Here is a 21,781-nt window from a genome sequence, read left to right as displayed (position 1 = left end):
CCGCGTCGGCGGGGAGGACTTCCGCTGGCGGATGGCGAGCTGGTAAGCCTCCGGAACACCCCCGCGTCGGCGGGGAGGACACGGTCCAGCGCTTCCGCTGTTCTTGGGGCCACGGAACACCCCCGCGTCGGCGGGGAGGACGGCAGACATCATGCATTGCAACCCCATGCAACCGGAACACCCCCGCGTCGGCGGGGAGGACACGGTCCAGCGCTTCCGCTGTTCTTGGGGCCACGGAACACCCCCGCGTCGGCGGGGAGGACCTGTTCGGGGTAGAACCGGCGGTGGCACAGGGCGGAACACCCCCGCGTCGGCGGGGAGGACCCTTTCTGACCTGCAGCTCAAGGAGGGCTTTGCAATTGCTTTGCCGGTGGGGCTGTCATGCGGATGAGGGTGAGGCCGTCGAAGTCGATGGGGACGCGGCGGCGGGTGCCAGCTGTGCGGATGGTGTAGCCCTGTTCGGTGGGGGCGGGGTGGACGAGGAGGGCGGCACCGTCGCCGACGGTTTCGCTGACGGTGGTCCAGAGTTCGTCGCGTACGCGGGCGGAGACGGTGCCGACGAAGATTCCGGGGACGACTTCGCTGGCCCAGCGGGAGAGGGCGCCGCGGAGGTGGTCGGGGACGGCGGTGGTGGCGATGACGAACATGGAGGGCATCAGGTGGTGCCTGTCGCGTAGTTGACCCCGGCGGGTAGGGCGCCGGTCTTGGGGTCCCACAGGTGGACCATGTCGACGTCGCGCCGCTCGGAGCGGTCCTCGGTGTCGGGGTCCGGTGTGAGGAGGGCCTGGACGTCGCGGACGATGCGGGGCAGGAGGCGTAGGAGTCGGAGTTCCTCGCGGAAGCGGCGGCGGGCTTCCTGGTCGGGGTTGGTGGATTGGTGGAGGGCGAAGGCGACGGGCAGGGTGGTCTCGGCTTTGTAGAGGTCGGCGATGTCGTAGACGAAGGCGTGCTGGGTGCCGGCGTGGACGAAGCCGAGGGCGGGAGAGAGGCCGAGGGCGAGCAGGGCGACATGGACGATGCCGTACAGGCAGGTGTTCGCGGCGGAGAGGGCAAGGTTGACGGGGTCTTGGGCCTGCCACTGGTCGGGGTGGTAGTTGCGGCGGAACCGTCCGATACCGTGCTGCTGGGCGAGGATCTTGTAGAGGGCCTTCATGCGCTGGCCTTCCATGCCGCGCAGTTGGTCGAGCGTGACGCCGTCGGGTATCTCAGCGTCGCCGAAGCGCATGGCGTACATGCGGATGGCGACATCGAGGCGGCGGACGGGGTCGGCCCAGGTGTTGACCTGTTGTTCGAGCCAATGGGTGGTGAGGGAGTCGGGCAGGATTCCGGCGTACGCGCGCACCCCGCCCGAGCCGGTGGAGACGACGGTGGTGCCGTGGCGGGCGAGGGTGTTCAGGGCGGGTGTGGTGATGGACACGCCGGGGCCGAGGAGCAGGCAGGACAGCGACGCGGTGGGGAGGTAGACGAGGTCGGTGCGGCCGCCGCCGACGTCGATCTGGGCGCAGACGCCGGTGTCGTCCTGGACGACGCGGACCATGTCCAGGTAGAGGAAGGACAGGGAGTCCGCGATGCGGGGGAGCATGGCGAGGGTGGGGGCGGCGAGGCGTTTGCGCGCATCGCCGCCCCGTCTGGGTGCGCTCACGCGGTGGTCGCCGGGGCGAGGCTGAGCAGGCCCGCTCCGTACGGCTTGCCGCGGCCGATGCCGGTCAGGACGGCGTCGGTGAGGGCCGCCGGGTCGGTGACGGTCGCGGTTCCGTCGTAGCGCAGCAGGCTGTGGCGCATGGGTGGGGTGTCCTTGCCGCGGGGGCGGACCGCGTCCAGGTTGGTCGGGGTGAGGACGTGGAGTTGCAGGCCCGCCTCGGTGGCGCGGCGCTGCCACCATGTGTCGGCGTCCGGCCCCGAGAGCGGGACCACGCGGCCGCGCTGGCCCTTCTCCGCCAGTGATAGGCGTTCGCGTTTGGAGGGGTTGAGGACGATGCGGTAGCGGACGGCGAGCCCCTTGCGGAGCGCGTTGAACATGGGGGCCAGGCTCTTGACGTCAGCGTGGCCGTATCCGCTGGGCAGCAGGGTGGGGTCGAGTTGTGCGGCCTGGACGAGCAGGGTGCTGGAGTCGTTGGTCTCGTCGAGCCGGTAGAGGAGCCCGGCTTTGTGGCGGGGCGAGTCGCCGAGGGAGTCGGGGACCATGCGCATCACGGTGCGGTGCATCTGGGTCGCGTCCCGCAGGTCACGCTGGACGGCCCGGCTGTGCGGGTTGAGGTGGATGCGGGCGATCACCGCGTGGTCGGTCATGCGGCGCCTTCCTCGGTGTTCTTGTCGAGGGCGTAGTCGATGAGTTGCTGCATCAGGGTGTGGTGCGGCGTGGCCAGGCCGTTCGGGACGGTCCTTGCTGTCCGGTACAGGCGGCGTGTGGTGTGGCTGCGGGCGTGCTGGGCGAAGTCGACCGGGGTGTCGTTGGCGGTGAGGACGTCGACGTCCGCCTCGGCCACGTCGGTCGGCATCCGCTCGTACAGGAAGTCGACGGTGAGATCGCGGTCGTCGTCCGGGGGTGTCTGGCTCACGGGCACGCGGGTGCGCAGTTCTTCCTCCGGGTCCTGGACGTGGTCGCGCAGCAGGAAGGGCTCGTCCGGGACGCAGGAGCGGCGGCCCAGGTAGGGCGCCCAGTACGGGCGGCGCAGGGCGTCGGCGAGGCGGGTGATGTCCTCGTCGGGGCCGACGACGGCGACGACGAACACCGCGTCGGTCAGGTAGTGGCGGCGGGTGATCACTGCTGCGCCCTTGTTGCTGCCGCCGCTGGTGGCGGCGGTGCGCGCCTTGGGCAGGCCGCCGCCGACGGTGTGGTAGTCGACCAGCCGCATCCCCGGCCGGTCGACGCGGACGGTGAACTCCAGGCCTTCGTACCGGTCGAGCCCGCCGCCGCGGCCGATGCCCTCGGCCGCGGCGAACAGCCCGGTCAGGGCGGAGCGGGTGGGGAATGGCGCGGTGTCCCGCACGGCGGTGAACGCCGAGCGCTCGCCCCACGACTGCAGCGGGCCGGCCAGGCGCAGCAACAGTCCGCTCACTGCTGCTCTCCGGCCTCGGGCAGAGCGGCCTCCAAGGCGGTTTCGATCAGGTCGCCGTACGAGTCGTGGGCGCCGCCGAGCTCGGCGAGCTGTTCCTGCGGGGCGATGGTGGCGTGGCCGTGGAAGGGCCGATGGCGGTCGTCGCCTGTCAGTCGGTTGATGTTGTGCGCGTACGAGGCGAGCGCGGACCGCGACGGCTTGGCGAAGCCGCCGAGCACGTCCGCGGTCACCGGTGCCTCGAACGCGGCGGCCATCGAGAGGGGGCGGTGCTCGCGGACGGCGAGGTAGGCGAGGTCGGGCAGGGTGTGCGGGGCGGTGCTGGTGCGCTTGGCCTGCGGCAGCGAGAGGAGGAAGTGCTCGGCGAACGAACCCAGCACCGTGCGGGCCGCTTTCGTGTCGCCCTCCAGGTTCTTCACCAGGTCGGTGATGTTGACCGTCGCGAAGCGGTAGAAGACGCCGGCGCTGAACTCGGCAGTGTCCAGGTGCCCGCTGCCGGTCTCCGCCTCACCGAGCCAGTCGTCGACGGCGGTGAAGTAGTCGCGCTGCGGCTCGGCGGCGTGCGTGGTGAAGGCGTGTGCCACCTGCGCGGCACCGTCCACGTTGGCGTCCGGGAGCTCGGCCAGCATCCGTCCGAGCAGGCTGATCGATGCGGTGCGTCGCTTGAGGATTTCCTCGATCCGGTCCGGGGGCAGCAGCTGCCCGGGGTTCTTCTTTCCCTGGGACTTCTCCAGTGCCTCGCGGTGCTCGGCGCAGACGGCGGCCAGCTCGTCGATGGCGGTCTCGGGCAGGAACAGCAGTACCGAGGTGTGTCCCTGCTTCTCCGTGCCGATGCCCTTCTTGCCGGCGCTGGCGGCGACCTGTGCCCCGGCGAATGCGGCCAGCTCATCGGGCCAGCCGACCTGCTTCAGAGCCTGCTTTACCCTCACCGGGACCATGCGGGTGCGGGCGGCCTTTTCGCCGAGGTCCTGCTCGACACCGTGCCGGATCACCCGCTTCCAGGACTGGCTGGAGACACGGATTCTCGGTGCGTTGCCGTATCGCACCTGCTTGGGCGAGCCGAGGTCGTCGCGGTTCAGGTTCGCGGCGGGTACCGACTGCAGGGCGCTCAGGTCCAGGTAGAGGGACATCAGTTGTTCTCCTCGCTGCTCTTCGGGGTCTGGTCTTCGGTGTCGGAGCCGCTCGCGGGGCCGTCGTCGGCGTAGCTGACGCGGAAGTAGCTCTCCAGCCAGCGGGTGGCGATGCCGTCGCGGTTGCGGTTCCACCAGGAGAGGTCCTCCAGCAGGACCGCCCAGTCGATGACGACGCCGCCGGTCAGCAGTTGCCGGGTCAGCGCCGGAAGCCTCGGGTGGATCGCCTCGCTGCTCTGTCGGGCCATGAGATGCAGGTCGCCCTCGGCGGAGTCGGGCTTGAGCACGCCCTTGCGTGCGCCCTCGGCCAGTGCGGCGCCCAGATTCGGCCGCACGTACCAGTTCGCGGGCGCCCCGGCTCCCTTGGCGTGCTGAGCCGTGGCCTCGCGGGCGGAGCGCGGCCGGGCGGCGATCAGAGCGGCCACCGCGTAGTGGGCCCGCTTGGTGTCGGGGTCGGCGCGCTCGGACAGGCGCGGGACGAGGTAGCGGTGCAGGTAGTTGCAGCGCTCGACCGGTAGCCCGAGACCGGTCCGCAGGTCGGCCTGGGCCTTCTTGCTCTCGCACAGATCGAGGACGTAGGCGACGAAGGCGTCGGACGGGCGTACAGGTTTGGTCGGCGGCTGAGCAGCCGCCGGCGCGGAAGTGGTCATGGGACATCCCCCAGGGGGAGTTGAAGGGATGGGTAGGGCACCGCCGAACGGCGGGCCGGTGATGTGCCGAGACGTACGACGAGGCTCAGATGGGGCGGAGGAACAATCAGTGGGCCGGAGGGAGAAGACCGCGGATGATCGCCCGGGCCCGGCTGCGGGCGCGCGCCACGCGGATATCGGCGCGGTTGGCCTGCCCGATCGCCTCATCGAGCGCGGCCAGCGCCGCATCGACAAATGGCTGCTCGACCGGGGAGCTGAGACGGTTGGGCGCGGCCAGCCGCCAGAACTCCTTCTCAGCGGCAGGCCAGTAGCGGGTGAGCGCAGCGGCGGCCCACGGGCCCGGCTTGCGGGGGTCGATCTTCACCTTTGCTTTGGGCGACAGGTCCGTGTTCACATCGGTGGCGATCTTCCACGCCACCTTGGCGGCGAACTCGAGTCTGCTGCCGGCATCCTCACCGACCCGGTGACAGCGGGCCAGGTGGTGGGCCATCGCTGGCTCCGTCTCCTCCTGCCAGCGCAGCACGGGCGGAGTCGTGGCCTGGAACCAGACGCTGTCCTTCTGCTGGCCGTCCTGCTCGAAGCCATACGCCCGCACGCGCAGGGTCGTCAGCAGCCGCTTCGGCAGCCCCTCCAGGGCGGGCGGCCTGAGCGCGTCCTGCAAGCTGTCGGCCAGCAGCAGGGCGTCGACATCCCGCCACAGGGCCCGCGCGCCGTCTGCCTCCCGGGCCTGGAATCCCCCGTCCTTGCGCCGGTCGAGGATCAGAAACGGGTCGCGCACCTCGTGCGGCGGCTCGTGCGTGGACCATGTGATGTAGGCGTCGACCACCGAACGGCGATCCGCGGACGGAACCAGCAGCACCGCGTGCCGGAACCGCCCGGTGAGCATGCGTCCGGGCCAGGTCATAGGGGCGAGCGGCCGCAGCGGGTCCGGCAGCTCCTCCTCCCACGGGCAGGCGTCCTCCGTCTCCGTGTCGACAGCGTCCTGCGGGCTGGGCATGGCAAGGACCAGGCCGGCGAACAGCGTCGGCGCCCACGGGAAGTACGAGACGGACTTGCGCAGCGGAGCCGCGTCGGTGCTCCCTGCCCGCTGCTCGGTGATCCTTCGCGGCGTGCACTGCCCAGACGGCCCGAAGTACAGCTGGGCGACCAGGTGCCAGACCGCCTCGACGGCAGGGACCGGCACCGGATCCGTGTCCGTGAAGTGCCCGAACAACACCGCTCCGTTGACGCCCGTGGGACGCCCGAGGACCAGCTTGTTCACCCCCGACGGGTTGGGCGCCCCCTTCGTGTCGACGCACTCCCGGACCAGCCGCGGGTCCTGCAGGAACGGCCGGTTGTCGTCGAACAGGTCGAAGCGTCCCTCCGGCACCTCCTTGTCGAAGTACGCGTCCACGGCGTCCGAGTCGAACCGCCCCTGCGCCAGCACCCGGCCGCGCAACGCGTCCCACTCCTCGATCTCCTCCGCCGCGTCCCTATCGTCGAGCCGGACACCCGCATCCTGCGCGATCCGGGCCGTCATCGCCGCCAGGATCCGCAGCAGGCCCGACGCCGCCGGCGGCACCGGCAACTCCAGATCCTCGATCTCGTGCGCCCGCGCAAACAGCCCCCGGAACCCGACGCGAGCCGACTCACCCGTCAGCAACCGCACCGGGATCCACGGCTCGTCCCGCAGATCGAACCCCCCACTCACGGGCAAACCCCCTTGTTCGCGCATTCATCGCTACGACGCCCAGACATGGCGCGACCCCCCAGCCGAACGCGTCTGGCATCGTTCCGGGCATTCAAGCACCAGCCACTGACAACCGGACCCCAACTCGTCGTATCCGGCACAGCCGCCCAGGCCCCCAGCCGCTCAGCGGCGCACCAGTCCCAAGTCGCCTTCCAGGACGAGCGACTTGCCGCCGACAGCCACGGCCTGCGGCTGCCCGTCGCGCACGGGCTGGTGCAGAACACGGAGGTCGCCCAGCATCGGGTGGTCTGTCCAGGAAGGCGGCGGGCTGAGGGTCTCCGCGTCCTCGGCTCCGAACCAGTCCGCGCGGACCGGGATGGTGCGGCGCATCACGGCCCGCACCGCGGCGGAAGGCACTTTTTCTCCCTGGCCGGGGTCGGGCAGCGGTTCCTCACCTGCGAGGTCGAGGGTGAGTCGGCCGTTCTCCTGCCTGTACGCGCACAGCAGCCGCACGGAATCCGCACCCAACCGGGTGGTGAGCTCCCACTCGTCCTCGCTGCCGGGCAGGTGGTGCAGGTCGTGCAGATGGCGCACGCTCCGAGCCGCCGGGATGGCGACCACTCCCGCCACGCCCTGCTCCGCCAGCTCCTTGCCCCGATACGCGTTCCAGGCGGCCGATCGCCTCGCGTCGGGGTTCTCCCAGTCGAACAGGTCAGGCCGGTCCCCGTGCACGGCCTCGACCAGGTCCTGTACGTCGCCGGGAATCGAGATCACCCCCGCGGCCAGTTTGCCCAGCGTCTTCGAGGTCTCGGTCAGCAGGAACTCGGCGTACACCTCACCCCACTGCCGCGGGACGCCGCCCCCGTCCGCCAGCGGGTCGAGGACGACCAACTGCGGCTCCCGCGCCCAACCGGGGCGCTCACGCCCGCCCGGACGACCGTGCCGAGCCCACCAGTTCTCGTGCCGCCAGCACCGGCCGGCCCGCTGCAGCAGCAGCGCCAGCGGAGCCAGGTCGCTGATGACGATGTCGGCATCCAGATCGAGCGACTGCTCGACGACCTGCGTCGCCACCACGATCCGCCGCTCGGGACGCGGCCCGCGGCGCCCCATCCCGTCCGTCACCCCGGCCGTCCGCGACTCCCGAACGTCGCCCGGGAACCGCGCGTGCAGCAACTGCACACCGCCGCCCTCGGCGTGGGACCGGTCGTCGAACCTCTCTCGCAGCCTCGTATACGTCTCCTGCGCGTCGCCCACGGTGTTGCAGACCACCAGCGCGCAGCCCCCCTCCCCCCGCACCACCGGCTCCAGCAAGCCCTCGACGACAGCCAGCCGATCCCGTGAACCCCCGCGCCCACCGTGAACCACCGGCTCCACCCGCACGCGCAGCTCCATGCTCCGCTCGGCTGCCTGCTCCAGCTGCCGAGGCTTCGAGATCTCCGTAGCCCGCCCCGACGCACCGTCCACGTACAGCCAGCCCGGATAGGGCGCCGGAAACATTCGCCCCCGCAACGACTTCTTCCCATGCCCGGCACCCTGCAGATACTCCTTGATCAGCCGGTCACTGACCGACCGGGGCAGCGTCGCCGACAGCAGGACCACCGGAACCCCATACCAGCCGAGCCAGTTCAGCAACCGGCCCAGCAGCACCTGCATGTAAGGGTCGTACGCGTGCGCCTCGTCGACGATGAACGTCTTGCCCGACAGAGCCAGCAGCCGCAGCGCATTGTGCCGCACCGGCAGCACCGACATCAGCGCCTGATCGACCGTGCCGACCGTGAACTGCGCCAGCAAGGGCCGCTTCGCACCGCGCAGCCACTGCCGGGGGCGCATGTCCGCCTCGGCACGCCGCCCACCGGCCCCGCTCTCCTCGTCACCGTCACCGGCCAACACCCGTTGCCCGGCTTCGAGATCGCTCTCGGAATATGCGCTGCTCAGCCAAGCCATGCTATGGGTGAGCGTCAGTCCCGCACCCTGACCCGCCTGCCGCTGAAGCGTCGAGGCGACCCGCCCGTACATCTGATCACTCGTCGCCATCGTCGGCAACAGGAACGCGAATCCCCGCCTACCGAACGCCTCGGACAGGACCCGCTCGGCCTCCAGCGCCGTCTCGCTCTTGCCGTCCCCAGGCGCAGCCGTCACCAGCAATATGCCGCCACGGCCCCCGTCACCCACCGCGTCCGGCAATTCCTCCATCACCGACGACTGCAAGGGATTTGGCAGCCCCTTGATGCCGTACGCCTGCGAGAATCCCTTGCGTTCCAGATCCACCGGGGCCAACCCGGCTTCGGCCAGCAGCATCGCGGCGTCCGCCTGCGACTGCACGAAGTGCGCCTCCAAAGAGACTTCCAGGGCCTTCTGGCGGCGGCACAGGTACTCCTCCTGACTCACCAACCAGTCCGCCAGGATCACCACCCCGGTCACCAGCACCGCGGCCGGCGCCTTGAATGCACCTGGCGCCTGTGGCGAGCCCAGCAGCTCGTGTACGGCAGCGGCGTGGGCCTCACGCTGCCGCATCCAAGCCGGGCCGCCCAAGAACGGCGGGTCGCCGTGGAACTCGTTGCGGTGAAATCGTCCGTGGTGACCGCCGACGATCTCCGCGACTCGCTCCGCGGCCTTCGCCAACTCGCCGGCGTCGTCCTCGAAACCCAGAGCCCCCAGGACAGCCGACACTGCTCGCATCCCGGCCACGTCGTGGCCGAGCCGCTCGCTGCCGAGGGCTCCCTGTTCGGACAGGAACGTGGCACTCAGATGAACGCGAGCACGATGAGAGCAGAACTGAAAACCTGAGACCTTACCGAGGTCATGCAATCCGGCACACAGCGCGACCACGGCGCGCGCCCGCTCCGGTTCCTCCTCGAACCCCATCCCCCAAGCGATACTCCGCCGCTGATTGCCCGACAGATACACATCCCAGATGTGCAGAGCCATCGCTGCTGTATCGATCAAGTGCCGCACCAGCGGATACGGAGGCAGCTCAGGATCCAGCCCTCTCGACTTGCCCCACACCGACTGGTCGGGAATCTCCCGGGCTACACCAGACATGACCATCCCCCCAACGCACCGCGCCCTCCGCGGCACCCCTGCGCTGGATCGAAGCACAGCCCGCTGACAACGCCCTGCCGACCTCAGCGGGTACGGTGGTCCCGTGCTGACGCGCTCTCCGTCTCCGGTTGCCTCTGCTTTGGTAAAGGCACGGCAATGCCATCGCTAAGATGCAGGTCAGGAAGTGTCCTCCCCGCCGACGCGGGGGTGTTCCGTCCTTGAGAGACGGCGGCTTGGATTGCTCGGGGTCCTCCCCGCCGACGCGGGGGTGTTCCGTCGAGCACGACCATCTGCCCACCGCGGTGGAGCGTCCTCCCCGCCGACGCGGGGGTGTTCCGTGTCAGCGCATCCAGGGCCGCGAACACCCTGAGTCCTCCCCGCCGACGCGGGGGTGTTCCGCCGAGACCCCCGAAGCGCCGACCGAACCGGCCGTCCTCCCCGCCGACGCGGGGGTGTTCCGTACAGCGCCGAGTGGAACCGCAACTTCTTCCTGTCCTCCCCGCCGACGCGGGGGTGTTCCGTGGGCCCCTACGGTGCGATCATCGCCGCCGCCGTCCTCCCCGCCGACGCGGGGGTGTTCCGACGGTTTAGCCATGGCCGTTTCCGGACTCTGGGTCCTCCCCGCCGACGCGGGGGTGTTCCGAAGGGGGTCAAGAGACCGAGGTCGGCTTGCTGGTCCTCCCCGCCGACGCGGGGGTGTTCCGGCGCGCGTGGCTGGCCCTGCCTCTTCGCTGTGGTCCTCCCCGCCGACGCGGGGGTGTTCCGCAGGCGGCCGGGATGATGACCCAGCCGCCGACGTCCTCCCCGCCGACGCGGGGGTGTTCCGTCACGGCTGTGGCTGCGGCTGGGTGTACGAGTGTCCTCCCCGCCGACGCGGGGGGTGTTCCGATCCTGCGATCCCTCAGTGCGGCAGTCATCAGGTCCTCCCCGCCGACGCGGGGGTGTTCCGCGGAGGAGGAGCACGACCACCCCGAGACCCAGGTCCTCCCCGCCGACGCGGGGGTGTTCCGGTCGAGAAGATCCAATCGGATCCGGTGGCTTCGTCCTCCCCGCCGACGCGGGGGTGTTCCGTCAGAAGCGCAGACCAAAGCGGCGGTCGCTCAGTCCTCCCCGCCGACGCGGGGGTGTTCCGCAGCTCACCAGCGGCGCGGTGTACCTCGGGTGGTCCTCCCCGCCGACGCGGGGGTGTTCCGACGACGGTGAGGAGCGTGTAGATGGACCAGGTGTCCTCCCCGCCGACGCGGGGGTGTTCCGCCGGCCGGTACATCTGCCGCCCCTGCGAACGAGTCCTCCCCGCCGACGCGGGGGTGTTCCGGTAACGCGATCACCGAGTCGGACCCGGCGTTCGTCCTCCCCGCCGACGCGGGGGTGTTCCGGTGTGGCTGGCAACGAACCCCCAGCCGCCCGCGTCCTCCCCGCCGACGCGGGGGTGTTCCGCGTGGGTGGTCCTCGGGTACGCCCGGCAGGCCGTCCTCCCCGCCGACGCGGGGGTGTTCCGTGCTCATGTATCCGCGGCGGGTTTCGGCGCCCGTCCTCCCCGCCGACGCGGGGGTGTTCCGGAGGACGCACCTGTCCCCTGGCAGGGCGAGGGAGTACCAAAGAGCCTCAGCAGCGGGAACTACAGGCCTCGCTGGAGACGTCAGCGCCTGGGCGCGCAAAAGGCTCCACCGGCCGCCAAGGCGACCACACCCTCGCCCGGACCGCCGACGTACGAAAAGGCCTGCGCGCCCCTTGATGCTCGCTTCCGCGCCCGGCCGGCAGCACCCCTGACCCGGCGTCCCCGCCCCGCCCCCGCGGGAGACCCTGCGATCTGCGCGACAGAGGATCCGGCCGGCACTGTCCGCCGGCGCTGGTTGGCAGCCGAGAGCGAGCAAGGACCCGCAACGGCGCGGCCTTCACAACCGCGTGGATCGCGCCGCGCATGAGCGTCTCGGGCCTTGAGCTCGAGCGTGAGCAAGGGCACGGGCCCCAGCAGTGATCGCAGATCGCCAGCACTCCCCCGCTGCAGCGATGCGAGCGGAGGCGTGCGGGGCGCCTCGGTTGACACCCCACCCAAGAAGCGCGCACTATTATAACCGTCGGTCGTGAGGCCGGCTGCACACGCAAAGATGGCCGGCGGGGAACACCCCCAAGGGTGTCGGCCCAGGGCGGCAACCCCGACCGAATGTCCCACCGGCCACTGGTACTCCAACCCACCAATTGGAAGGAGTGCCTCCAGTGTACGGGCAACCCGCTCGTACGAGCAGGTTGCCCGTATCCCAGACACCGGAGGTCCCGTCTTGGCCAAGCAGCCCAGTCCCCAGAAGCGCATCGTCGACGGCCGCGCCGTGGTCAACCGCGACTGGATGGCCGAGCAGACCGGCGCCAGCAGGGTCACGGTCAACCTCTGGTACACCAGGCGCGCCGAGCAGCCCGAGGACGCCCGCCACCCGGAAAAGGCTGTCACCATCGAGCGGGTCGACTTCTACGACAAGGAGCAGTTCGAGGCCTTCTACGCCGGCCTGCAGGAACGCAAGAAGCAGAAACTGCTCCCCACTGACCCGGCGCTGTACGACGGAGACGCCGAGGACCGGATCTCCATCAACCAGGCCGCAGAGTGGTTCAACTTCGCCGGCCCTGGTGTCATCCGCAAGTACCTCAAGGCCAACCCCGACTACTTCCCGGAACCGGTAGGAACCGTCGAAGGCCCCACCGGCCGTCAGATCCCCGCCTTCCGCCGCGGCGACCTGCGGGACTTCGACCGCAAGCGCACCGGAGACGTCACCGGCGCCGCAGGACGGCCGCCCGGCCCGCAGCCCCGCGAGCGCCAGCCACAGACAGAACAGCGCATCGCCACCGCGCTGGCACACCTGCGCGAGATCGGCGGCTACCGCCGAGGTGTCGCCGCCGAACTCGCAGCCCGGCACAACGAGCCGGCCTGGAAGTGGGAGCGCGCCGTAAAGGAAGCCCGCAACCAACTCAGCCGCGCCACCTCCGACAGCTAGCCAGAAGCCCCCAGCGCACATGACGTGCGGACGAATGCTGGGCGTCGACTACCTGGCCCTCCACGGCGCCGCTCACCGCTGGCCTTGCCGCCTCCCGGAGGCAATGGCCGGCAAGCGCGAGGCCGGTCTACTGGCTGCCGTACATCGTCCAGATCCTCGAACTGGACGACGATGCGGTTCAGGCCATTGAACCTGCAGGTCCTGAGACGGATACCGTGGCTCGCCAATGCCGTACACCGCGCCGGACTGCCGGACCGGCTGCGGGCGTAGCGGTGCCCCAGAACCCATGACGGGTCGGGTTCCGGGGCACCGCTTCCGACCGCCGCCCGCGACGGGGGTGGCGCGGGCAGCGGGGTTCGTGGCGGGATACAGCCCGTTCCTGCGGCGGGTCCTCACAGATCCCCAGCAGCGATCAGTTCGGCGCGGGTCCGCCTCACTTTCAGCCGCTTCGGGTCCTCCGCCGGCCATTCCACCCGCCCGGTGGCCCGCAGCCACACGATGCCACCTCGGACGTCGGTGACGATCGCTCGAAGGCTGCCCTCCATCACCTCGTCACCGACCCCCGGCGACTCGTCGCTCGTGGTCATCCGCCCACCTTCACTTCAGCCCATACACGCTTACCCCACGGTCGCTGTCGGCTACCCATCAGGTCATAGCCCCATCGATCGGCGAGCTCCTCGATCAGGATCAGGCCGCGCCCATGGACGGTGTCCGGATCCAGGGCGCGCATTTCCGGGAACCGCCGGGGTGCCCGGTCGACCACGGCCACATAGACCCGATCGTCGGCGGGACGGTCGACGACAATGCGGACCGAAGGGCCGTGGGCGTGCCGGACCGCGTTCGCGACCAGTTCCGACAGCAGCAGCGCTGCCGTCTCTGCCGCGTCGTCCAGGCCCCATGCGTACAGCGCCGCGCGCGCCAGGCGCCGGGCCTTCGCTGCTGTCTCCGGCGTGCGCGGCTTCGTCACGTTGTAGCCGGGGTACCCCGTGCTGCGGGCTCGTACTGCGGTCATGCCGGGCATCGCCAGACCTCGGGTCGGTGGTGGGTCGAAGCACGACCGTAAATGCCGGAGGGGGTAGCGGCAGGTACAGTCGCTACCCCCTCCCCGAGGGGTACAAGTTGTACCTCTACGCGGCGACACCCAGTTGGCGCGCGAGGCCCCGCGCATCGTCGCGGATGATGGCGCTGCCGCTGTCCGCCAACTCTGCGACCGCTCCCCGGGCGAAGAGGTTGAAGCGGGCCGTCTCCGGGCTGGCCGCGTACGCCTTCTTCAGCAGGTGTACGACCGCGACGGACTCGCCCTCCAGGCTGTACGCGCGTGCCGTTTCGATGATGTGGAACGACCGCCGGGTGGCTGACGGCATGGTGCCGAGGTCGATGTGCGTCGCCGCGTCGACGGCCGCGCCCGACCGGATGAGATCGGTGTTCATGGTGATCGCGTACGCGTCGACCATGTCTCGGCCGAAGACCAGCCAGGGGTGCGCGTAGCCGTCGCCGAGACGGCGGGCGGCCTCGTCGGCCTTGTCCCAGTGCCGTTCGGCGTTCCCCTTCTGCCCGACCTTCGCGTACGACAGGGCGGCGGCCAGGTGCAGCAGACCGCCGAGGGCGATGTCCTCGGGTCCGCGGTCCGGGTCGAGCAGCTTGATGGACGTCATCGCCAGTTCGACGCGGGCATCGTGCCGTTCCCCGGCGTCGCGGAAAACGTGGTTGAGGTACCACGCTGAGGCGGCGATGGCGTGCGGACTGTCGGCGTCCTGAGCGATTGTCATGGACCGGTCGCCGGTGAGCATCACGAGTTCCGGCGCGGGCTGGAAGCTGAGGTACAGCTGCGCAAGGTGGTAGGCCTGCGCGAGGCTCACCTGGACCCGCCGACGCTCGGCTCCCTCGTGCGCCCGGGCGCCGTGCCTGAGGTCCGCCAGCAGTGCCGGAAGGACGTCGGCTACGCGGGAGCGGTGGTCACCGAAGCCGTGCCAGGCCTGCCACGTCTGCTGGACTCGCGCCGCGAGAGCTGCCGCCGGCGCGGGTTCCTCGTCGCGGGCCAGCACGTCGTAGTTCGTCAGCGCCTCCTTCACTCGCAGCAGTGAGGAGTGCGCCGCCTTGCTGAATGTGGCGGCCGTCAGACGTTCATCTCCCGTGAGGGACGCGAGATCGTCCACGCCGAGCGCTTCCGCCAGGCGTAGGAGGAGGGGGAGACGGGGCATGCTGAGGCGACCGCTCTCAATGGCCTTGACCCATTCCGTGCTACGGCCGACGAGACCGGCAAGGACCGGCCGTGTCTGCCCTTTCCGTTCACGTGCTCGCCGGACCCGCTGGCCGAACGTGTGCGGACCATTTTCAGCGTCATACGCCATGATGGACTCCGTTCTGACGTCGCACTCAGGACGCTACCCGTGCCGGCGCGCCCGGGGCACGCTTCGGCCCACACTCCCCCCGTGAAGGCGGGCCCTTGGCGTTGCCCGAGGGCAGGCGCGTGGTCGACTCCCAGATACCGGCACCGACACGAAAAGCCCCGGCGGCCGCTGGACTTCAGCGACCCCCAGCGCTGCGGCCCACCCGGCTTGCTAGCCGCCCGGGGCGCCGGTACGGCCTCCTCGGCGAACAGCCCCAGCTGCTCGATCTCCCACACCGCGGCACCCCCCGGCCTACGCCCCGGACGCCGATGACCTCTTTGCAGCGGAAGAGACGAACGAAGCCATTCTCCCCCAAGGGGTCTACCGCATTCTCGACCTGCAGGCCCGGCACGTCGGGCCCGTCCCGACGGGCGAGAGGTTCCGCATCATCGAGCCCCGCTATCTCCCCGACCGGGTCAGCTCTCTGGGCTGGTGTCTGCCCCGAGCACTGCCCCGACTGTGCGGAGGACCACCGGTGCCGCGAGGCCAAGCGCTTGGCCCTGTGATCCCCACTCCGCCCACCGGCCCCACCACCTGATGTGCCCCCCCCACGCACCGCGAGGCACGCCGCCCCGCCGCGCGCAGCCAGCCCTTACCCGTACGGGCTGAGCCGACCACCGACTCCCACACCCGGGGGCAGGACTCCGCCCCGCCAACACCTGGGGCTCCTTGGCCGTGCTGTTCCTCGCGGGCTCCACCACGTGGAAGACCAGCCCAGCCGGTCGCCATCCCTCTTCAGGGCCGCCCACCTGCCGGAGGAACACGTGGACGGGAAAGCACTGTTTGACTGGAATACCTGCAGGGGCATGAACTGCCGCAAGGCCAGCGAGATTCATGCGCCCATGATGGATCACGGATCGCGGCGGGCCAGGTCGAAGTGCTCTTCGGTGAGCGACTCAGGGTCGAAGTGCCCACGCTTGTCGCAAATCATTGAGAAGGATGAAGGCTACACACGCAGCGACGCCCACGGTGAGGCGTATGGCGAGTTTGTTCAAGCACTCAGTGTCCGACGCGATCTCTTCCGGCGACCTCTCCTGCTTGACCTGAACGTCGACGAGTGGGACCCGGCACTGGAGCTCGCCCACATCCCCGTCCACGAGCAGAGAAAGGGTAAGGCTCTGCCCACGCACCAGCAAGCTCGGTTGCACCTCAACGACCGCACCATTGGTGACTACTCGGGGAGGCTCTGACGTCGCAGGCTCAAGCTCGACATCGAGCACTGCAAGCGAATTGACCCCAAGGTCGAGCTTGATCGGATCGCTGCCATGGAACATCGAAGACGTGATGTCTCGCCGACCGGTGTTGCGGAGCTGCACCTCAACCAGTCGCGGGCGTTCAAGCACGATGCCGCCGTATGTAACGCTCAGGTGCGCCGCCTGGCGAGTCGAAGCCGTAAGCAAAGAGGTGTTCGTCAGTGTTCGGTAGCTCAGACGCCGCTTGGGGTTGTTGGCGCGCAACGTCGCGAAGGCGCCGAGGGCGCCGACCGTCACGGCGACGAGCGTCGTGACGGCGAACTGCCAGAATGACCCGGACTCATACCAGGGCTTCGCGATCAACATAGCCCGGATTGTGGGGACTTGAGCGGTGGCGCGCCCTGCTCTTCGCTACAACCGGCCTTCGAGCGCCAGGGCGAATGTGCTCCTCAGTCACGGCCTCGGGTCCGCGTGCGCGGCGGCGAAGGCCAAGACGCGGGCGAGCGGAGTGGTCGGGCTCGGTCTCGGCAGGTTCAACGGCGGTAGCCCTGGCATCCGGATCGTGATCCTGGGCCGCAAGTGCGGCATCAAGCTGCGCCTGGGCACCCACCTGTCGACCTGGAATCCCTCGACAGCTCCAAGCTGCGCCAGCCGCTCACTGCCGGGAACAACATCGCCCTGCCCACCACCGAGCGCAGAGCTGGGTACGTCATCCACCTGCCCGCTGACCCCAACGACATCCCGGCCGTGTGGCCGGACGAGATCGGCGTGCCCACCTCCGGCCTCGGCTACACGAAGCGCGCCGCCATCTTCCAGGGCTGGGCCCCGGAGAAGAAGGAGGTCGCCACCCGCTGGGCGACTGCTGGGCCAGCTCGATCATCTTTGGTGACAGGTCGACCCCGGAATACGCCTGGCCCCACCGATGAGGTTCTGTTCTGTAGCGAGGTACTCCCGCGCGGTTTCATGCGTTCCTTGGCGGATGATCCAGTGCTGTGCCGGGCAGCGAAGTAATTACCGATGAGGTGGGTCGGGGCGGTCTGTCGGCTGTGAGGGGAGAACCTGGTTTATGAGAACTTGGGGGGCTGGGCGTATTGCCGCGGTGGTGTTCAGCGGTGTGGTGTGTCTGGGGGCGGCGTGGTGGACGGTGCTCGCGTTGGGTCAGGTCAAACTTGCGGATGCAGACACTGCTGGGGTGCTGTCAGTCGGGCCTGGTCTGGTCGGCGCGGTGGTGGGCGGCTGGGGTCTGTGGGTGTCAGTGCGGGGGCTGCGCATCCAGCGCACCGAGGAGACGGTCGCCGTGGAGTTGGCGCGTGCGGTGACTGAGGTGGAGGGGGATGAGTACAAGCAGCTGCTGGGCAGCGGCCTGGTGGCCCCGGGCGGGCGGATCGACCTGGCGTTCACCGCGACCGCCACCGGCATGAGCAACGTACCGTCCGATGGCACGCTGGAAGGCATCACCGACTTCTACCGGAACCTGCGGCCGGGGCGGATGGTCATCACCGGCACACCTCCCACCACCGGTGGTGCACCCGACGCTGGCGGGCCGGCTGGGGGTGATGCGGGCGCTGGCAAGACCGTGCTGGCCCTGGCTCTGCTGCTGGGCCTGGCCAGGGAACGCGCCGCGGGTGAGCCGGTCCCGGTCCGGCTGACCGCCGCCTCCTGGCCCGGCGGTGAGGTCCGGCAGTGGCTGTACACCCACCTCACAGGCACTTACTACCTCAGCCCGCACGACGCCGCCCTGCTCTTGGACGCCGATCTCGTTCTGCCCGTCATCGACGGCCTGGACGAAATGGATCCCGGTACCGCCCCCGGTTACACCTCCCGCGCCGCCAGCCTGCTCCACGCCGTCGAGCGCTTCGAGAGCGGCGGCATGCACTGCCGGGCCGTTTTGACCTGCCGCTACGCTCACTATCAGGCGCTGGTTGATGCCGATGCCCAGCCACGGGTCGTCGCACATCTCGCCTTGGCCCGCGTGGATCCGGCCCGCGCCCGCGCCTACCTGGAGCAGCGGGTCGCCGCCACTGACCAGGGCCGGGCCCGCTGGCGGCGGGTCATCGATGCCCTGGAGACCGCCGCGACAGGCGCGGCGGCACCGGTGGTCGGTCCGGACGGAGAAGCGCCCGCCACTGCCGGCGAGTCGATGATGCTGGCCCGTGCGCTGGACACGCCCTGGCGCCTGACCCTGGCGGCCGTCGTCTTCCAGGAACGCAGCCCGGACAGTGGCTATCTGCGTAACCCCGCCGACCTGGTCACCCTCGCCGCCAGTGGGAGGCTCCACGGTTACCTCCTGGATCGGTACATCGGCGCCGCCGTGGGCGCACCCCACCACGAAACCAGCGATCCCGCCCCTGGTACCCCGGCCGGCCAAGGCCGCCCCCGGCATGGCCGTCGGCCGCCGCAGCTGGACGCCGAGTCCACCTGGCGCCGCCTGGCAATCCTCGCTGCCTACCTGAACACCAACGCAAGCACCGCTTCCGGCCCGCCGCGCACCGTTGCGGGACATGCCTTCAGCAGCACCGACCTGGTCCTCCACGAACTGTGGCCCCTCGCCAGTCAACACCGGGTATGGCGCACCGAGCGGACCCTGACATCATTGATCACCCTCGTGCCCGCCGCGCCACTATGGCTTGATGGGTCCCTTGCCTTCCGGATCGAGGCATTCCTGCTCATGTTGATCCCCATCGCTGTGGTGTGGCGCGAACCATGGCCTCAGCCTGGGCACATTTACCTGCGTAGCCTGGGAACTCGAGCCGGATGGGGCATCCTGGCACTTGGGTTCGTGAGCGTGCTCGTGCTTGTCCTCACTTGGGACCGCAACAGCACGATCGCGGGTGTGGGTATGTTTGTAGCGACGCTCGCGTTCGTGCTCACTTTTGTGCTCGCAGTCGGGATCGTGGTCAGACCCGCAGTCGGGAGCCATGCGTCGATGACCACCCCACGCGACTTCGTGCGTGGCGATCTCGCGGCCGCGCTGGGGCTCGTGCTTGCGGTTGGAGTCGTGACCGTGCTTGCGACAGCAACAAATGTCGGAGTAGTCGGCTGGCCATCGAACGGGACAGAGTTCCTCTTTGAGTTTTTGCTCACGTTCTCACTGGTGCTCGCACCCGCGCTCGTACTCGCCTTCCTTATTTCGATCTTGCTCAACCGTGTGCTCGGGCGCAGGATCACGCTCGGGAGTGGCCGGGCGGCGCTGCGGTATTTCGCGTTCTTGCTGTGCGTCCGTGGGCAGCTTCCGTGGCGCCTGGGCCGGTTCTTGGATGCCTGCTACCGCTTGGGCATTCTGCGCGTGGCGGGGGCGGCGTGGCAGTTCCGGCACCATGAGCTCCAAGACCACCTCGCCACGCGCCCGGTCCCCCCGTCTCGGACCTGACTGCCCTCCGCGGTCGCGACTGCTGGCGGACGCGATCCTCATCAATACCCGTTGTGCCACCGGGGCTGACAGGGCCCGGCGCCCCGGGCCGCAGGCCGCCGTCCGGGGCGCGTGGATCATCCGGCTGGGCTACAGGTGGGGGAACACCGCAGTGGCGCCGCGGCGGCCGAAGGCGAGCGGCGCGCCGGTGAGGATGACGGTGACGGCCTGGCGGCCGACGCGGATGCGGATGGCGGGAACCCATCTGCGCGGCGCTGACGAAAGTGATCTCGCGGTCGCCGAAGAGCGGTTGGCCGTTGATCACGACGTACGTGCGGGCCGAGCGGATCGGCTCCCGCCACGGGGAGGCCTGGGGCGTGTTGACCGCCCCCGCTCGGAGCGCGCTGCTGGAACGCTGGGCCGAGGACCGCACAGACCTCAGCGCGCAGGTGCACGACACCCCCTTCGGCCGCATAGCCCTGGCTCAGAGCGAGTTCGCCGAGGACACCTTCGCCGTAGGGCTCGACGGAGTTCATCCAGGACCGGGTAGACCTGCGGATCGTGGGCCCGTGCGCAGGCATGGCTCACCGTGCTGAGGCAGCTCGGCGCCGACCGCCCCGACCAGCCGCTCTTCCGTGCGCTGACCGTCAAGGGGAACCTGGCGAGCCGCGCACTCGCGACCCAGCGGGGCGACAGGATGAAGGGCGGGGCGCTCAACGAGCGGGTTCAGCATCTCGCCGACCTGGCGGGCATCCCCTACATCGCCGGGCGGAAGGTCACCGCGCACTCGCTTCGCGCCGGCCCGAACACGGACGTGATCGCCGCCGACGTGCCACTGCGGGAGCGCAACAGGCGCGGCCGGTGGTCTGAGGACTCCCACACCGCGGACACGGTGTACGGCCGGCCGCACGATGCCGGCCAGTATGATCCGCTCACCAAGGTTCCCGTGGGCGGCTTCCCCGGAAGCGAGGGTGCGGCTGAGGGGAAAACTGCGCGGCGCCGGGTGTGAGTAGTTGGGGCACAGAGACCGGTAACGCACGAGCGCCCGCCCCGGACAGCGACGACGGGGCGGGCGCGGTCATGATGGCGCTGGTCAGCACATCTTGTAGTCGACCCGCGTCGAGTTGTACGAGCACGTGTCGACCGTGGCGCCGGTCGACTTCTTCAGGGTGGCGGTGTCTTTGTCGTTGTTCCACACGTACCAGGCGCGGCCCTGGTAGCGGGTGGTGCTGGTGTTGGTGCCCTTGCCAGTGCGGACCGTCACCGTCTTGCCCTTGCCGAGCGTGAACGTGCCGAACGTGTACCTGTGGTTCGCCGAGTCGGTGAGCGTCCAGCCCTTCAGGCTGACGGCGGCGCTGGTGGTGTTGCGGATCTGCACGTACTCAGCGTTGATGCTGGTGTTGCCACCCCTGTCAGAGCCGGGGCTGTCGTAGTAGACCTTGTACAGGTGAACGGAGCCGGCGGCCTGCGCCGGGGTGGGGAGAGCAACAAGGCCGGCGAACGCGGCCACCGTCACGACGGCAGCCGCAGTGCGGGTACGGAGCATGCATGTTCCTTGCGGTGAGGCCGGGCACCCCCCAAAACGGGCCCGGCGAGGCCGCCCATACTATGACGACTCGTTCAACCACCGTCGCGCGTTACTGAATCGGGACAGACCGGCCAATCAAATGGCGTCGCTGCTCTCTCTCCTGGCGAGGCGGCGGCGCATAGCGGCGATTCTGGCAGCGTTCCGGGACCGCTCGCTCTGTTCCCGCAGGAACTTGCGCTCCTTCCGCTTGCGGAGCACCTGCCACCACCGCATGGTGTAGGCGAGATCCTCTCGGCATGCCTCCAGGAACGTCCTCTGCGCCTCCACCATGCGGTCGGCCTGCTGCTGCGCGATACGGGCTCTACGCTCGGCCATGTCCATGTCGCTGGCAGCGGTGACCAGTTCCTCGGCGGCCGTGATCACCTGCACCGTGCCGCACAGCCGCACTCCGTTGAGGGCGCTGAGCAGCTCGGCGTTCGCCTCCCACATCGTTGGCATCTGCTCGATCAGCAGCTTGTACGCCGCGCGCCCAGAGGTGCGCCTCATGTGCCCGAACATGTAGATGCAGCTGAACGCCCGGGTGCTGGCGTCCAGGAGCCGCCGGTACGCCGCGGCGCGGTCCTCTTTGCTGCCCAGGCGAGGGACACCAGTGGGGCGGTAGCTGCCGATGGCGGCGCTGGTGATCTGGCCGACTGCTCTCACTCCGGCTGCCGCTGTGCTGGGCGTGATCAGATCCATGCCTGGTTCTATCACTCTTCCGGAGCAGTGCACGGACTGCACGCGATTCCAC

The 21,781-nt window shown here is 69.7% G+C and carries 17 protein-coding genes and 2 CRISPR repeat arrays (1 of these 19 cut by a window edge); of the genes, 3 read left to right on the top strand and 14 right to left on the bottom strand.

What is annotated here, in order from left to right:
- Positions 1-324: direct repeats of the CRISPR family, unit length 29 nt; unit sequence CGGAACACCCCCGCGTCGGCGGGGAGGAC (it extends 986 nt beyond the left edge of the window).
- Between the two features lie 17 nt (positions 325-341).
- The 8 genes from cas2e to ACWCP0_RS37310 form a co-directional block, all read right to left on the bottom strand.
- The gene (cas2e, locus tag ACWCP0_RS37345) at positions 342-656 is read right to left on the bottom strand and encodes a type I-E CRISPR-associated endoribonuclease Cas2e (protein WP_451083196.1); all 315 of its coding nucleotides are present in this window, start codon (positions 654-656) and stop codon (positions 342-344) included.
- Positions 656-1,582, bottom strand: a complete 927-nt coding sequence (gene cas1e, locus ACWCP0_RS37340) for a type I-E CRISPR-associated endonuclease Cas1e (RefSeq protein ID WP_451083203.1) — start codon at positions 1,580-1,582, stop codon at positions 656-658. Before cas1e ends, cas2e begins: the two co-directional genes overlap by 1 nt.
- Positions 1,583-1,638: 56 nt before the next feature.
- A complete protein-coding gene (gene cas6e / locus ACWCP0_RS37335) occupies positions 1,639-2,289 on the bottom strand; it encodes a type I-E CRISPR-associated protein Cas6/Cse3/CasE (protein WP_451083195.1) in 651 nt (216 codons plus the stop codon).
- Positions 2,286-3,059, bottom strand: a complete 774-nt coding sequence (cas5e, locus tag ACWCP0_RS37330; protein ID WP_451083194.1) for a type I-E CRISPR-associated protein Cas5/CasD — start codon at positions 3,057-3,059, stop codon at positions 2,286-2,288. The genes cas6e and cas5e overlap by 4 nt, the downstream gene beginning before the upstream one ends.
- A complete protein-coding gene (cas7e, locus tag ACWCP0_RS37325) occupies positions 3,056-4,186 on the bottom strand; it encodes a type I-E CRISPR-associated protein Cas7/Cse4/CasC (RefSeq protein ID WP_451083193.1) in 1,131 nt (376 codons plus the stop codon). Before cas7e ends, cas5e begins: the two co-directional genes overlap by 4 nt.
- Positions 4,186-4,836: a type I-E CRISPR-associated protein Cse2/CasB gene (casB, locus tag ACWCP0_RS37320; RefSeq protein WP_451083192.1), complete on the bottom strand. Its 651-nt coding sequence runs from the start codon at positions 4,834-4,836 to the stop codon at positions 4,186-4,188. The genes cas7e and casB overlap by 1 nt, the downstream gene beginning before the upstream one ends.
- A gap of 106 nt (positions 4,837-4,942) precedes the next feature.
- Complete coding sequence (gene casA / locus ACWCP0_RS37315) at positions 4,943-6,526, bottom strand: type I-E CRISPR-associated protein Cse1/CasA (protein WP_451083191.1); 1,584 nt, start codon at positions 6,524-6,526, stop codon at positions 4,943-4,945.
- 162 nt (positions 6,527-6,688) lie between these two features.
- Positions 6,689-9,547, bottom strand: a complete 2,859-nt coding sequence (locus ACWCP0_RS37310; RefSeq protein WP_451083190.1) for an HD domain-containing protein — start codon at positions 9,545-9,547, stop codon at positions 6,689-6,691.
- 186 nt (positions 9,548-9,733) lie between these two features.
- A CRISPR array of direct repeats spans positions 9,734-11,106; the repeat unit is 29 nt; unit sequence GTCCTCCCCGCCGACGCGGGGGTGTTCCG.
- A 720-nt stretch (positions 11,107-11,826) separates the two neighbouring features.
- Between ACWCP0_RS37310 and ACWCP0_RS37305 the strand changes: the two genes are divergently transcribed.
- Positions 11,827-12,531, top strand: coding sequence for a hypothetical protein (locus ACWCP0_RS37305; RefSeq protein ID WP_451083189.1), 705 nt, complete (start codon positions 11,827-11,829; stop codon positions 12,529-12,531).
- A gap of 392 nt (positions 12,532-12,923) precedes the next feature.
- On the opposite strand, the gene ACWCP0_RS37300 is transcribed toward ACWCP0_RS37305, so the two are convergent.
- From ACWCP0_RS37300 to ACWCP0_RS37285, 4 genes are all read right to left on the bottom strand, one after another.
- A complete protein-coding gene (locus tag ACWCP0_RS37300; protein WP_451083188.1) occupies positions 12,924-13,118 on the bottom strand; it encodes a hypothetical protein in 195 nt (64 codons plus the stop codon).
- Complete coding sequence (locus tag ACWCP0_RS37295; protein ID WP_451083187.1) at positions 13,115-13,552, bottom strand: ATP-binding protein; 438 nt, start codon at positions 13,550-13,552, stop codon at positions 13,115-13,117. Before ACWCP0_RS37295 ends, ACWCP0_RS37300 begins: the two co-directional genes overlap by 4 nt.
- 106 nt (positions 13,553-13,658) lie before the next feature.
- Positions 13,659-14,882 carry a helix-turn-helix domain-containing protein gene (locus ACWCP0_RS37290; protein ID WP_451083186.1) on the bottom strand — a complete coding sequence of 408 codons (1,224 nt, stop codon included), beginning with the start codon at positions 14,880-14,882 and terminating at the stop codon, positions 13,659-13,661.
- A 935-nt stretch (positions 14,883-15,817) separates the two neighbouring features.
- The gene (locus ACWCP0_RS37285; RefSeq protein WP_451083185.1) at positions 15,818-16,480 is read right to left on the bottom strand and encodes a hypothetical protein; all 663 of its coding nucleotides are present in this window, start codon (positions 16,478-16,480) and stop codon (positions 15,818-15,820) included.
- A 736-nt stretch (positions 16,481-17,216) separates the two neighbouring features.
- Between ACWCP0_RS37285 and ACWCP0_RS37280 the strand changes: the two genes are divergently transcribed.
- Together ACWCP0_RS37280 and ACWCP0_RS37275 are read left to right on the top strand one after the other, a co-directional pair.
- Entirely contained in the window at positions 17,217-19,484 is a 2,268-nt protein-coding gene (locus tag ACWCP0_RS37280; protein WP_451083184.1) for a hypothetical protein, read from the top strand.
- Between the two features lie 568 nt (positions 19,485-20,052).
- Positions 20,053-20,472 carry a hypothetical protein gene (locus ACWCP0_RS37275; RefSeq protein ID WP_451083183.1) on the top strand — a complete coding sequence of 140 codons (420 nt, stop codon included), beginning with the start codon at positions 20,053-20,055 and terminating at the stop codon, positions 20,470-20,472.
- Positions 20,473-20,556: 84 nt separating this feature from the next.
- Here ACWCP0_RS37275 and ACWCP0_RS37270 read toward each other — a convergent pair whose 3' ends face one another.
- Complete coding sequence (locus ACWCP0_RS37270) at positions 20,557-21,009, bottom strand: lamin tail domain-containing protein (RefSeq protein ID WP_451083182.1); 453 nt, start codon at positions 21,007-21,009, stop codon at positions 20,557-20,559.
- A gap of 117 nt (positions 21,010-21,126) precedes the next feature.
- Complete coding sequence (locus ACWCP0_RS37265; protein WP_451083181.1) at positions 21,127-21,729, bottom strand: hypothetical protein; 603 nt, start codon at positions 21,727-21,729, stop codon at positions 21,127-21,129.
- Positions 21,730-21,781: the final 52 nt, after the last annotated feature.

This window comes from Streptomyces sp. NPDC001970 (genome assembly GCF_053594115.1).
Note: the sequence above shows the minus strand (reverse complement) of the source record. Positions and strands in the feature narration are given on the sequence as shown.

Bases quoted from the DNA above. Each gene is read 5' to 3' on its own strand.
- cas2e (WP_451083196.1), bottom strand. From the start codon at position 656: ATGCCCTCCATGTTCGTCATCGCCACCACCGCCGTCCCCGACCACCTC.
- cas1e (WP_451083203.1), bottom strand. From the start codon at position 1,582: ATGCTCCCCCGCATCGCGGACTCCCTGTCCTTCCTCTACCTGGACATG.
- cas6e (WP_451083195.1), bottom strand. From the start codon at position 2,289: ATGACCGACCACGCGGTGATCGCCCGCATCCACCTCAACCCGCACAGC.
- cas7e (WP_451083193.1), bottom strand. From the start codon at position 4,186: ATGTCCCTCTACCTGGACCTGAGCGCCCTGCAGTCGGTACCCGCCGCG.
- casB (WP_451083192.1), bottom strand. From the start codon at position 4,836: ATGACCACTTCCGCGCCGGCGGCTGCTCAGCCGCCGACCAAACCTGTA.
- ACWCP0_RS37310 (WP_451083190.1), bottom strand. From the start codon at position 9,547: ATGTCTGGTGTAGCCCGGGAGATTCCCGACCAGTCGGTGTGGGGCAAG.
- ACWCP0_RS37300 (WP_451083188.1), bottom strand. From the start codon at position 13,118: ATGACCACGAGCGACGAGTCGCCGGGGGTCGGTGACGAGGTGATGGAG.
- ACWCP0_RS37295 (WP_451083187.1), bottom strand. From the start codon at position 13,552: ATGCCCGGCATGACCGCAGTACGAGCCCGCAGCACGGGGTACCCCGGC.
- ACWCP0_RS37290 (WP_451083186.1), bottom strand. From the start codon at position 14,882: ATGGCGTATGACGCTGAAAATGGTCCGCACACGTTCGGCCAGCGGGTC.
- ACWCP0_RS37285 (WP_451083185.1), bottom strand. From the start codon at position 16,480: ATGTTGATCGCGAAGCCCTGGTATGAGTCCGGGTCATTCTGGCAGTTC.
- ACWCP0_RS37270 (WP_451083182.1), bottom strand. From the start codon at position 21,009: ATGCTCCGTACCCGCACTGCGGCTGCCGTCGTGACGGTGGCCGCGTTC.
- ACWCP0_RS37265 (WP_451083181.1), bottom strand. From the start codon at position 21,729: ATGGATCTGATCACGCCCAGCACAGCGGCAGCCGGAGTGAGAGCAGTC.